This is a genomic window from Paenibacillus sp. ISL-20 (assembly GCF_018613005.1).
Taxonomy (GTDB): domain Bacteria; phylum Bacillota; class Bacilli; order Paenibacillales; family Paenibacillaceae; genus Paenibacillus_AQ.
In genome coordinates this window covers 74,104-86,104 of the sequence record NZ_JAGGRD010000014.1, presented here as the reverse complement: position 1 = coordinate 86,104, position 12,001 = coordinate 74,104, and the positions used below count along the sequence as shown (strand labels likewise).

Below are 12,001 nucleotides of genomic sequence, written 5' to 3'. Positions count from 1 at the left end.
CTTTTTGTGTTTTAAAGGCATACGAAGAAGTGAATTCGACAAAGTAATATAATTAAAACACTACCTTGACAGTCAAGGTAGTGTGTCGTATCACACAGATGTGGAGGTGCTTATATGAGCGATAACAAAATCACATCCGACCTATTACGCGGCCATACCGACACAATGATTTTGCGGCTCTTGTCCGAAGCTGACCGCTACGGCTATGAAATTGTCAAGCTAATTGCCGAGCGCTCGGGTGGCGATTATGAATTAAAGGAAGCCACGATGTACTCCAGCGTTCGCCGGCTTGAGGCGGACGGTGATATCGAGTGGTATTGGGGCGATGAATCTCAGGGAGGACGGCGTAAATATTTTAGGATTACCGAAAAGGGCAAGGTGACTTACGAACGCAACAAGAGCAACTGGGAGTACGCAAAGCGCGTGCTTGAAAACTTATTATAGGGAGGATTGATGTTATGAATGAGAAATTGAACAACTATTTGAACAGCGTTTTTGCACCATACGACGGGGTGAAAAGCGTCACCGAATTAAAGGCCGACCTGCTTTCCGATTTGCAGGAGCGGTTCCGCGAGCTCAAAGCCGAAGGCAAGGATGATGAAACCGCTTTTGAGATGACTATTGACAGCATAGGGGACATTGAGCAAACCGTACAGGAGGTTGCCAACCTCTCCCGTTCGCTGGAGCGGCAGGTGCTGACAAACCTCAGTGCAAGTAACCTAGCAAAGAGCGATTTCGCGGGCGTTATCGCGCATAAAGGAAAATTTACGGCGAGTGCAATGCGGGGATCCGACTTTTCAGGTGCCGACTTGACGGGCAGCATATTTGCGAGCAGTGATGTGCGTGAAGCCAATTTTGACAATGCAAATCTGACTGACTGCACCCTATCTGCTAATGACCTTGCGGATTCGAGCTTCAACAAATCCATTCTTGTACGTACCGACTTCAGCAAGTCGTGGCTGGCCGGAGTAAAATTCATAGACGTAAAACTGACCGACGTCAACCTGACTTTGACCGATCTTAGTAAAACAATCTTTGAAAGCTGTATCTTTGACGGAGTGGACTTCAGTAAATCCAGTCTGGAAGGCCTGTGTCTTGACGGGCAAACCTTTATCGGCGTCAAATTTGATAAGGCAGGACTGAACGAGGTTTCGTTTAAGAACGCTATACTCAAGAATGTGTCTTTCAAAGGGTCTTCGTTGTCCAAGAAGTATTACCGTGCCATCAAAACCATCTGCTTTGATGGTGCAGTCATGGATAAGCTGACCTATGCGGCGCTAAAAGGCTTGGAGGCCGATTTGTCCAAGGTAACAGTTCGATAAGGAGGAGGAAGTTATGCCAAATAATTCGATTCAGGTCATTGGACTGCAAAAGTCCTACAAGCAGCATCAAGTCCTAAAAGGCGTTGATTTCGAAGTGGAAAAGGGCAGTATTTTCGCCCTGCTCGGCTCCAATGGGGCGGGCAAGACAACGGTTGTCAAAATTCTGACCACGCTGCTCAAACCAGACAGCGGAACCGTCAGCGTAAACGGATTCGACGTTACTCCAAGCCCGACCATGTGCGACAGGCGATCAGTCTGACCGGGCAATTTGCCGCCGTGGATGAAATGATGACAGGCCGGGAAAATCTGATCATGATAGCCAAGTTGCGTTACCTCAAAAATCCGCGTCAGGTTGTAGACGACATGCTTAAACGTTTTGGTCTGACAGAGGCTGCCGACCGCAGGGCGTCTACTTATTCAGGAGGTATGCGTCGCAGGCTTGACATCGCTTTGAGTCTCGTCGGAAAACCACAGATCGTTTTCCTCGACGAGCCGACCACCGGACTTGACCCCGAGTCGCGCATTGAGGTTTGGAAGATTGTCAAGGAGCTTGCCGCTGGAGGTACGACGATATTTCTCACCACGCAGTACTTGGAGGAGGCTGAGCAGCTTGCCGACCGAATTGCCATTCTGCACGAAGGTAGGATTATCGCAAACGGCACGCTCTCGGAGCTGAAAAAGCTGTTCCCGCAAGCGAAGGTGGAGTATGTTGAAAAACAGCCGTCGTTAGAGGAAATATTCCTTGCAATCGTCGGCAAGAAGGAGGTAATGTAAATGGAGGCGGTAATGGGTGTTATGCTCGGGCGCTCCATGCGCCATATTACCCGCAGTATGGACACCATCGTCACGGTCACTGTCATGCCAATCGCGATGATGTTACTGTTCGTCTATGTGTTTGGCGGCGCCATTCAAGCCGGAACGGATAACTATGTGAATTACCTATTGCCCGGCATACTCCTAATTGCTATTGCTAGCGGGGTATCCTACACGGCTTTCCGCCTGTTCACCGATGTGCAACGGGGCATACTCGAGCGGTTTCACACCATGCCGATTTCACGTTCTACTGTATTGTGGGGGCATGTGCTGACATCGCTGGTATCCAACGCCATATCGGTTGTCGTCATTATTCTTGTAGCGCTCGTTATGGGCTTTCGTTCGTCGGCTGGGATTCTGCCATGGCTTGCGGTAGCCGGTACACTCATGCTGTTTACACTGGCATTGACTTGGGTCGCGGCGATCGCCGGTCTGTCCGCCAAATCGGTGGATGGCGCAAGCGCCTTTTCCTATCCGATCATCTTCCTGCCGTTTATCAGCTCGGCGTTTGTTGCCGACCGAGTCGATGCCATCGGTCGTTCGCGCCTTTGCCGAAAATCAGCCGGTGACCGCGATCGTGGAAGCCATTCGTGCGCTGCTGTCAGGTCAGCCGGTGGGCAATGATATATGGGTCGCTCTTGCCTGGTGTGTTGGGATTTTGCTCGTAGCGTATTTCTTTGCGATGAGGGTGTATAAAAAGCGGGTGTGAAATAATTAAGGAACGAAGCGCAGTCTAGAACTTTATTTTCACGTTAGCTGCTGCATTAAAGAAAACGCCAAGCCAGGAGACATAATCGTAGGCTTGTGTCGATGGATAATGAACATTGTCCCATTAAAAGTCGCTATTTTAGCGGCCTTTTTGTTTTATCGGTATAAGTTCTTGTCCCCAGTCTATGACAAGGACTTGGTTCCTTTGCCGAAAAGGAACAAGAACATTGTGCTGTAACTGTTGTTGTTGTCAAAAGAAAATATGGGCATTAGACTGGCGACCGTATTTAGCTAATGGGCAGAACTGCTTAGCAAGCACGACTACACAAAAAGGAGGTCAACCAGTAAGTTCTGGTGACCTCAGTGATGATCTATGCGTCTGTACGAAGCGTCAACAAGCGTTTTAGGTTATCATCAATAAATTTATTATCGGCATGGTTGATTCCGCGACCGGCAATATGGCCCCAGATTGAATCGATAGGTTTAAAAAGAGCATTAGGTATAAGGTTAGCCTCGTATTCGTTGTCATCCGCTGAGCAGAAGAGATCCGTGCTCCCTGGCATGATGCAGGCATGCGCTTTAATACTTCTGAGAGCCTTATCGAAATCTCCGTTATAGGAGGGGTTTGCACTAATATCTGCATGTTGTCCTGTCCATAACATGGCCAGGACATTGTGCGGATCCATCTTCATAAAGCTATCTTCCCAGACGCCAACCACAAAATCCTCCAATGAGTCAAACCCCATCTCACGATAAAGCTCCTCTCTGTAAAACGCCTGCGATAAGCCCCAGCCCGCATAGACACGGCCAACGGCGCGCATGTCTGCAGAAGTCAACTGGTGTAGTTTACTTGAATCGAAGCGGGCTGCAGCCATAAGCGCAGATTTCATTCCGTCCAGAACGACATACGTATGGTGCCAAGTCTTGGCAACTCCAGCGAAAGGTGCAATTCGTTCCACCATGTCAGGATAACTTGTCCCCCATTGGAATGCTTGAATGCCTCCCATTGACCATCCAACGACGAGAGCGATCTTTTGAATGCCGAATTTTTCGGTCAACAGCCGATGCTGGAATTTAACGTTGTCATAGATGGTTACTTGCGGAAAATGAGCTCGGTCGAATGGGGGAGGCGTGTTACTGGGAGACGAGGATAACCCGTTGCCCAATAGATTTGGAACGATAATGAAATATTCTCGCGGATCTAGTGCCATGCCGTTACCAATCAACCATTCATTCTGAATATGCTGGTCGCCAAAAGCAGTCGGATAGACGATGACATTATCTTTCTTTTCATTCAATCTTCCATAAGTTTTATAAGCAAGAAAAGCGCTCGGTAACGTCACACCTGATTGTAAGATTACGTCACCCAAATCAAAAATTTCATAATCCATCGTATTGTCTCTCCCTTCAAAATGAAACGACACATGTAGCGTGTAGTTCTTGTACTCAGTATAGTTTCGTGATACTCTCAATAAAAGTGAACAAAATTCAAAGTAGTATTCAATATTATTGAAAGTAAGAAGGGGGATCATATAATGGAATTACGCCAACTGAACACGTTCCGCACGGTTGCATCAACATTAAATTTCAGTCGGGCTGCGGAAGTGCTGAACTACGTCCCCTCCAACGTCACGATGCAAATGAAAGCCTTGGAGGATGAGCTTGGTGTTCGTCTCTTTGACCGCTTGGGCAAGCAGCTCGTTCTTACAACAGCGGGTAAACGCTTTTTAACTCAGATCCAAAGTGTTTTAGACAAATTGGACGAAGCCCGTAGCGTCGTTCATGATAATGAAAACCTTAGCGGCACCCTAACGATCAGTGCCAATGAGGTTATTTGCGCCTATCGGCTTCCAGCTGTCTTTCAACTATTTCGTGCACGCTATCCAGGAGTGCGTCTCATCTTCCGCTCCGTTCCCAATCAAGAACTCAAGCAAGCGCTCTTTGAAGGAGCCGCGGATGTCGTCTTTATGTTGGACGAACCCATTCGCTCGAGCGGACTTGCAGTGGAGCCGATGGTGGAAGAAACTTTCCGCTTATTCGCTGCTCCTGACCATCCACTTGTGAAACCAACGGTACTGCAGCTGGAAGACTTTCATGGACAAGTGTTTCTTACGAATGAAAAAGGATGTCCCTATCGAACCATGTTTGACCGGCAATTTGAGAAAGAGGGCATTGATACTATTACTTATTTAGAGTTTCAAAGTGCCGAAGCCATTAAACAATGTGCAATTTCGGGAATTGGTATCGCCTTTCTTCCTGAAATCGTAGCGGAAGCCGAAATTAAACGGGGCGAACTTGTTGCTCTTCCATGGCAAATTCCAGACTTGCACGTGTATACACAGATGTTATGGCATAAAGATAAGTGGCTTTCACCCATCATATTATCTTTCATAGAAGCAGCAAGGGAGGTTATTGCTATAGAGGAGGATTAAAAGACTGATTAACCTATTTTAACGAATGTTTTTGGGTCCGTGCGGATCTAGGATTCACTGATTACTGCAAAAACGCGCTGTTATTGGGTCCATGCGGACACATAATCCGCTATTTACCGAAAATCGGTTCATTTGGGAGTCTATCCGGACACATGTTCCGTTAATCTACCCATAACCACAAATTTAGCCTGCGATAACCTACAATAGCGGATCTCATGTCCTCATACATCCGCTAATGAGCAGAAAAAAAACAAATAGCGGAACCACAGTCCTCACACATAGGGGGGGACGATAAGCTTTAAAAGGGGCGTTGATTCACTCATCAGTCGCCTTAACTATATTAACCTAACTGAAGCACACCATTGAACCACACGGATTTGATTGACAAGGAATCCGAGATCTTCGTTGTTGGATCACCAAGATTGGAACAGACACGGGGGATACATCCGTCCCTACCAGAATATCCACATCGGGTTTGTGCAGATCCATGGCGTTTTTAAAGCTTTCGGGAATATTTATTTACCATTTTGAGCAAATAATTACGGAATTCTTCAACATAGGATTGGGGCTCTACGATTTCTAGATTCGTACCGAAACTTGCTAAAAATTGAAATCCAATATTGTTTTGAGGAATATGGATAGTGGCTAAGAAATATTCAGAGTTAAAGTTTTCAATGCTTTTGCGACCGTATCTTTCAATGAATTGATCTTTTATACTGGGCACAATCAACGCCTTGATAGTAACAAGTTGAGGTTGATAACCGGCTTCATTTTGTTCTAATGTATAATCTCTAGGGATAAAGGTTTCTTCATCCATATTGAGATTATCGATCCTGGATAATTTAAATGTTCTATAGCTCTGACGATGTAAACAGAACCCCTTTAAATACCAACTCGTTTCGCTAAAATGAAGCTGATATGGCTCAACAATTCGATTCGTTATCATGCTATTTTTATCTATATAATCGAATGAAATTAACTTTCTCCCTATTATCGATTCCTGGCATGTCTTCAAGGTTTGAAGAATCTCGGACCGACCCTCCCAATCATAAAATGAAAGTCGGACTGAACTTTTCAGTGATATGGGGTGAACCATGGCTTCCATTTTTTTAATCGTGATTTCAACTTCCTCGCTAATTAGAATTTGTTCCAATCCGCCGAGTGCAGTCAATATATTTTCTAAGTCGGAGCTGCTTAAAAGACGTTTATCCACCTTGTATTCATCCATAATACCGTACCCACCATGAATTCCATGAACTGAATAGATGGGAATGTTGGATAAGCTTAGTGTTTCCATATCGCGAAGAATCGTTCTTTTGGAAACGTTAAATAATTGTGCGAATTCTTTTGTTGCAACGATATCTTTTTTCAGCAATATCATGATAATGGATATTAATCTCTCAACTTTCTCCATAGCTGCCCCTCTTTTGGTACAAATTTTTAAATGGTGACATGCGTCTGTCACCACTAATAAATTATACTTCATTTATCAAAAGAAGGAGGTACAACTTTATGTCAGCTATTGTATATTTAAACTTTGATGGAATCGCAGAAAGAGCAATTGAATTTTATTCGGAGGCTCTAAATGCGAACGAGGTAAAAAAGTGAAATTTAGGGATTTTCCGCAGGATCCAAACTATCCGTTGCCAGAAAATGAACTCAATATGATCATGGAGTCTTCGGTAGAATTTGCAGGCGGGAAAATTATGATGTCGGATATTTTGCCTTCCATGAAGGCGGTGATGGGTGAGTTGGTGAAAGGAAACAACGTACTTATAAGTCTAGTTATGGACGATAAACAAACATTGGAAGAGTACTTTAATCATTTGTCTGTTGGCGGCCATGTTGTGATGCCGTTATCTAATACTCCTTGGTCTTCGTGTTTTGGAATGCTGGTTGATCAATTCGGAGTTGCCTGGAAATTTAATAGTGACGCAGATCGCTTCCTTGATAGAGTCATTTCAAACAAACAGTAACTCATTCAAAACATGGCCTTCCAATGAAAGGGCCATGTTTTGATATTCTCATTAGAGAGGAGGAGGATGGGTTTTAGCTATGGAAATTGAGCATGTAATTCCAGCAAAATCGAGAGAGGATTTAAGGATTTGGCTGCAGAACCATGGCAAGACTGAGAAGTCTTGCTGGGTCTTGGTTAGTATGACGCCAACCCCTGATAAGTTGTTGTATTTGGACGTCGTTGAGGAAGCATTATGCTTTGGATGGATTGATGGCGTCAAAAAGAAAATTTCTGAAAGAGAGCTGGCTCAGAGACTATCGGCTAGGAGTAAAAAAAGTTCATGGACTGAATTAAATAAAGAGCGTGTCCGCCGACTCGAAAAGCTGGGGTTCATGAGAGACGAAGGCAGAATGGTTCTTCCTGAGATGGATCACGATTCTTTCAGAATCGATGGAGTTATTGAGCAAAGACTAAAAGAGGAAAAGCAAGTATATGAGAATTTCATGGCATTTCCAGATCTTTATAGAAGAGTTCGGATCGACACGATACAAAGCAATAAGAATCAGCCGGAATTATATAAGAGCAGATTAGACAAATTCATAATCAACACGAGAGAGAATAAAATGTACGGTCAATGGAACGATAATGGCCGTCTACTAGATTATTGATATTTCTGGGTTGAAGGCACACAACCCTAGTCCGGTTAAGTACCGAACTAAGGTTGTGTGCCTTACCTATTTTGTCATTGGAACTCTATTGTGTTCGACATAATGAATTCAAAAAATTCTTCAAGATGATTTGCTGCTTTTTCAACTTCTTCAAATTCAGGTTCATATCCGCGTACAATAGCGCCTTAATTCATTCATTTTGTTATTCATGGTCCACCTTCTCCGCATTATTCACTCCAATTTATTATCCTAGTCGGACTTTTCCATATCCTTCTTAAACTAAACTGCTTGGGCAAGCAGCTCGTTCTTACAACTGTGAGTAAACGCTTGTTAACTCATATCGAAGGCGTGGTAAACAAATGAAACGAAGCTCGCAGCATCGTTCATGATGATGAAGACTTAAGCGGCACCCTAACGATCAGTGCGAACGAGGTTCTATGCGCCTGAGCCTACCCGTTGTCATTCCCCTCGGTATTGCCTTTCTTCCTAAAATGGTAACGAAAAATAAATTGCAGACGAATTGATCTTTTCTGCACCTGAAATTGATCTCTTTATCCTATGATAGGGATACCTTGCAAGAAAGGAGTTATTGTGTGTGAAAATGATACAACGCTGGGTAAGCATTTTTTTGTCAACAGTGATACTATCGACCCTGGTCGCCTGTAGTGTGGCTGACAACAAGGGTCAGTCTGAGCTCGGTACGACGCAGGAGCCTGTGAATGGCGTCCAGGAATTGTTCGGCAGCAGCTTGTTCGTAGGCGGCTCTATTATCGGAAGACTGACAAACGAGGACCTGCTGCCTGGGGCAAACGTTATGGGGGGATTGGGCGCAACGGTCCAATCTACGCTGGACAATGTCGAAGAGATCACGATCCGCAAGCCGACGCACGTGCTCCTGTCAATGGGACAGAACGATCTAGGGGAACCGACGGAGGAAGCGAAGAAGACGTTCATACAGCGTTACACAACAACTGGTTGATCGAGTAAGGGAACCATTGCCGACGGCGCGCGTGTACGTACTGTCGATTACGCCGATAGATACCGCAACACCGTTGAGTACGACCATGAACCCACAGTTTGAAACATTCAATGCGGCTCTGCAGAAGATGGCGAAGGAGAAGGGAGTAGACTACATTGACGTTGCCCCGATTTTCCGGGAGCACAAGATTCAATACGATGAAGACGGCTCTTCAACCCAGCACTTGATCTGTTGGCCGATGAAATGAAAGTCGATTACGTGGACTTGTCACCGCTCTTTGCCGCCAACAAAATCCGTTACGTGGACAACGGAGTTCACTTTAAGCTGGATTTCTATCCGCTGCTTCTGGATTACCTGATGGAATTCGTAAAGTAGGGAAGTGGCAGGTTTAGGAGATCCGCCAGATTTGCGGTTTTGGTCCCAAAATAGATTAGAGTTGTGTCTTGATAACAACGTTTGTCTAGTATTTGAAAAAGTGTTACTATCCAAATGATGCACATACTGGTGAGTCTAAGGGCTAATGTCATGCTCATTAAAACTTGAGAGGTTGTCACATGTCTAAAACAATAATGATTGTAGAAGATGAGCAGATTTTACGAGAAATCATAAAAGATTATTTGCTTGAAGAAGGTTTTGAAGTGCTTGAAGCGGACGATGGCAAAAAAGCTCTGGCGCTATTTCAAGAACATGAGCTGGATCTGATCATTCTGGATATCATGCTCCCTGAATTGGACGGATGGTCCGTATGCAAACGCATTCGAAAAGTATCAAATGTTCCGATTATCATGCTGACGGCCCGTTCGGATGAGGATGATACCTTGATGGGTTTTGAACTTGGAGCCGACGACTACGTAACTAAACCGTACAGCCCTCCAATCCTGCTGGCACGGGCGAAGCGGCTTTTGGAGAGCAAACAGACTCGGGAACAGGAAGACAGTACATTGTCCAGCAACGGTATTTCCATTCACTTTCCATCCCGAACGGTTGAGGTGGATGGGGAAAACAGCAGTTTAACGCATACGGAATTTGAAATTTTGGCGTATCTGATGAAAAACAAAGGAATTATTATAACCAGAGAACAGCTGATTACAAAAATCTGGGGGTATGATTTTGTCGGTGACGATCGGACCGTCAACAGCCATATCCGTAATTTGCGTTCCAAGTTGGGGGAGCATGCCAAGCATATTGCCACGATCGTTCGATCAGGTTATAAGTTCGAGGACAAGTTATGAAACAAGGCATTGTTCTTAAGCTGTTCCTATTGACGACGGGATTATGCTTATTCATTCTTGCCGTTATCTTTACCTTGCAGACCGTATTTTTCAAACAGTATTATGTTCATCAGAAAGTGAAGGACGTGAAAGCGGCCCTTCTGGCTTATGAACAAGACTACCTAAATCATGCAGCGGACACGGAGGAGACGGCAAAGCTGGAGCAAGATTTGTATCAAAAGCATAACATCTGGATTACGACTGTGGACACTCAAGGTAATTTAAAGTATACTGACGATTTTTTCATGGAAATCAAGCTGGGACATTCGGATGATGTTATGTTTTCCAATAAAACAATGACCTTACCTCTGTACAGTTTTATCAACGTAGAGGACTTCAGCAGCGATAATCCGTTCCTCACTCCCTGGATTGAAGAAGGGGAAGAGATCGCCATGGAAGGCTTGATCATGAATGGACAGCCGGTTATTCAGCGGATGGGGAGGGGCGATTCCAGTCTAAGAGATGAAAGTCGGCTGGAAAATCGGCATATGGTGAGGAAAGAGGGCGAGGTCGTCAATCGATATGCCAACGCGTTCCAATATCGTGAAAAATATCCCACATTTCTGGTCAAAGGAACCATTACGAAAGTCCGGACACCGGAAGGTGCAAGAGTTTCGCGTTATACCAACCACTTGTTACTGGAACCTATTAAAGCTTTCCAAGCGGATCTATTATACGGCGACTGGCAGGATAGCAAGAACGCCAATCAGATCGTAGATTATGAAGAAAACGATGTTAATTACAAAATTTTCGTGAATCGTATTCAAGATCACGACGGAAATCCCGCATACCTGTTCGCGATGACGTCACTCCAGCCAGTCAATGAAGCGGCAGGGATGATCAAAAATTACTATGTGTACATCATTATTGCCACTCTACTTCTCGTGGTGCTGGCATCGTTCTATTACTCTCGTCAGATCACCCGGCCACTGCTGCGCATCAACCGTACCACACGGCAAATGGCAGACCTTGATTTTTCGGAAAAAATCCCTATCACAACGAAGGATGAAATCGGGGACTTGTCACGCAACATTAACGAGCTCTCCGAGCGCCTGCACTCTCATATTCTTCGGCTTGAGCAGGACATCGAGAAAGAAAAGCAGCTGGAGAATACGAGAAAAGAATTTATATCCGGCGTATCCCATGAGCTGAAAACTCCTCTAAGTGTCATTCAGAGCTGCCTGGCCATTATGAAGGACGGGGTGGCAAGCCATAAAAGGGATTATTACTTCAAGGCGATGGAGGACGAAGTCAAGAGAATGGATCTGCTGATCGTGGATATGCTGGAATTGGCCAAATATGAATCCGGAACGTATACCATGGATATGGATTCTTTTTATATCGACGCCGTTATCAAGCGGGTATGCGCAAAATTGGCTACGGACATCGAGGCAAAGCAATTGCATCTTGATATGTCACTGAAACCTGTCGAAGTGCTGGCTAATGAGCGGCGAATTGAGCAAGTCGTTGTCAATTTCCTCAGCAACGCGATTCGCTATACGCCGGACCAGGAGTCCATTCTCGTCAGTATCTTGGAAGATGGGGATACCGTTAAAGTATGCATTGAGAATAAAGGAGCCCGCATTCAAGGCGAACAGCTTGAGAAGATCTGGGACCGGTTTTATCGCGGCGAGCCTTCCCGAAAACGGTCGACTGGAGGGACTGGGCTTGGCCTTTCCATCTCCAAAAAGATTCTGGAAATGCATGGTGCCCCATATGGTGTAACCAATACTCCCAATGGAGTCCTATTCTATTTTCATTTGCATAAGAAAGCGTAGAACCCGGTTCTGCGCTTTTTTTAATTTAAGAGATAAGAAAGTATAAACATCCGAGGCATAGCATCCTTATCTC

At 45.0% G+C, this 12,001-nt stretch carries 11 protein-coding genes and 4 pseudogenes; 13 read left to right on the top strand and 2 right to left on the bottom strand.

The genetic code is table 11. The features are described 5' to 3' along the window. The first annotated feature begins 114 nt into the window (after nt 1-114). From J7E85_RS08910 to J7E85_RS08895, 4 genes and pseudogenes are all read left to right on the top strand, one after another. Nucleotides 115-444: a PadR family transcriptional regulator gene (locus J7E85_RS08910; RefSeq protein ID WP_215156978.1), complete on the top strand. Its 330-nt coding sequence runs from the start codon at nt 115-117 to the stop codon at nt 442-444. Between the two features lie 14 nt (nt 445-458). Next, entirely contained in the window at nt 459-1,322 is an 864-nt protein-coding gene (locus J7E85_RS08905; protein WP_215156976.1) for a pentapeptide repeat-containing protein, read from the top strand. Nucleotides 1,323-1,335: 13 nt separating this feature from the next. After that, nucleotides 1,336-2,096: pseudogene (locus J7E85_RS08900) on the top strand (ABC transporter ATP-binding protein). Then, nucleotides 2,097-2,844: pseudogene (locus J7E85_RS08895) on the top strand (ABC transporter permease). Nucleotides 2,845-3,214: 370 nt separating this feature from the next. Here J7E85_RS08895 and J7E85_RS08890 read toward each other — a convergent pair. Beyond that, nucleotides 3,215-4,234, bottom strand: a complete 1,020-nt coding sequence (locus tag J7E85_RS08890) for an alpha/beta fold hydrolase (protein ID WP_215156974.1) — start codon at nt 4,232-4,234, stop codon at nt 3,215-3,217. Between the two features lie 144 nt (nt 4,235-4,378). On the opposite strand from J7E85_RS08890, the gene J7E85_RS08885 reads away from it, so the two are divergent. Continuing rightward, nucleotides 4,379-5,275, top strand: coding sequence for a LysR family transcriptional regulator (locus J7E85_RS08885; protein WP_215156972.1), 897 nt, complete (start codon nt 4,379-4,381; stop codon nt 5,273-5,275). 496 nt (nt 5,276-5,771) lie between these two features. Here J7E85_RS08885 and J7E85_RS08880 read toward each other — a convergent pair whose 3' ends face one another. Beyond that, nucleotides 5,772-6,689, bottom strand: a complete 918-nt coding sequence (locus tag J7E85_RS08880; RefSeq protein WP_215156970.1) for a helix-turn-helix transcriptional regulator — start codon at nt 6,687-6,689, stop codon at nt 5,772-5,774. Nucleotides 6,690-6,787: 98 nt separating this feature from the next. Between J7E85_RS08880 and J7E85_RS08875 the strand changes: the two are divergent. The 8 genes and pseudogenes from J7E85_RS08875 (at nt 6,788) to J7E85_RS08855 (ending at nt 11,928) form a co-directional block, all read left to right on the top strand. Further along, a pseudogene (locus J7E85_RS08875) lies at nt 6,788-7,251 on the top strand (VOC family protein). Nucleotides 7,252-7,330: 79 nt separating this feature from the next. Then, on the top strand, nt 7,331-7,900 hold the full coding sequence (locus J7E85_RS08870) for a YdeI/OmpD-associated family protein (RefSeq protein ID WP_215156968.1): 570 nt from the start codon (nt 7,331-7,333) through the stop codon (nt 7,898-7,900). Nucleotides 7,901-8,143: 243 nt separating this feature from the next. Continuing rightward, nucleotides 8,144-8,344 (top strand): annotated as a pseudogene (locus J7E85_RS33930) (hypothetical protein); the annotation flags it as partial. A gap of 151 nt (nt 8,345-8,495) precedes the next feature. Further along, nucleotides 8,496-8,879 (top strand): SGNH/GDSL hydrolase family protein, encoded by a 384-nt coding sequence (locus J7E85_RS33925; RefSeq protein WP_251035580.1) that lies wholly within the window; start codon nt 8,496-8,498, stop codon nt 8,877-8,879. Nucleotides 8,880-8,910: 31 nt separating this feature from the next. Beyond that, entirely contained in the window at nt 8,911-9,126 is a 216-nt protein-coding gene (locus J7E85_RS33920) for an SGNH/GDSL hydrolase family protein (RefSeq protein ID WP_353049477.1), read from the top strand. Further along, nucleotides 9,123-9,254 (top strand): SGNH/GDSL hydrolase family protein, encoded by a 132-nt coding sequence (locus J7E85_RS34525; protein WP_285228800.1) that lies wholly within the window; start codon nt 9,123-9,125, stop codon nt 9,252-9,254. Before J7E85_RS33920 ends, J7E85_RS34525 begins: the two co-directional genes overlap by 4 nt. 179 nt (nt 9,255-9,433) lie before the next feature. Continuing rightward, the gene (locus J7E85_RS08860; RefSeq protein ID WP_215156966.1) at nt 9,434-10,111 is read left to right on the top strand and encodes a response regulator transcription factor; all 678 of its coding nucleotides are present in this window, start codon (nt 9,434-9,436) and stop codon (nt 10,109-10,111) included. Further along, a complete protein-coding gene (locus J7E85_RS08855) occupies nt 10,108-11,928 on the top strand; it encodes a sensor histidine kinase (protein ID WP_215156964.1) in 1,821 nt (606 codons plus the stop codon). The genes J7E85_RS08860 and J7E85_RS08855 overlap by 4 nt, the downstream gene beginning before the upstream one ends. Nucleotides 11,929-12,001: the final 73 nt, after the last annotated feature.

Excerpts from the sequence above, each read along its gene's own strand:
- J7E85_RS08910 (WP_215156978.1), top strand. The coding sequence starts at position 115 with ATGAGCGATAACAAAATCACATCCGACCTATTACGCGGCCATACCGAC.
- J7E85_RS08905 (WP_215156976.1), top strand. The coding sequence starts at position 459 with ATGAATGAGAAATTGAACAACTATTTGAACAGCGTTTTTGCACCATAC.
- J7E85_RS08890 (WP_215156974.1), bottom strand. The coding sequence starts at position 4,234 with ATGGATTATGAAATTTTTGATTTGGGTGACGTAATCTTACAATCAGGT.
- J7E85_RS08885 (WP_215156972.1), top strand. The coding sequence starts at position 4,379 with ATGGAATTACGCCAACTGAACACGTTCCGCACGGTTGCATCAACATTA.
- J7E85_RS08880 (WP_215156970.1), bottom strand. The coding sequence starts at position 6,689 with ATGGAGAAAGTTGAGAGATTAATATCCATTATCATGATATTGCTGAAA.
- J7E85_RS08870 (WP_215156968.1), top strand. The coding sequence starts at position 7,331 with ATGGAAATTGAGCATGTAATTCCAGCAAAATCGAGAGAGGATTTAAGG.
- J7E85_RS34525 (WP_285228800.1), top strand. The coding sequence starts at position 9,123 with ATGAAAGTCGATTACGTGGACTTGTCACCGCTCTTTGCCGCCAACAAA.
- J7E85_RS08860 (WP_215156966.1), top strand. The coding sequence starts at position 9,434 with ATGTCTAAAACAATAATGATTGTAGAAGATGAGCAGATTTTACGAGAA.
- J7E85_RS08855 (WP_215156964.1), top strand. The coding sequence starts at position 10,108 with ATGAAACAAGGCATTGTTCTTAAGCTGTTCCTATTGACGACGGGATTA.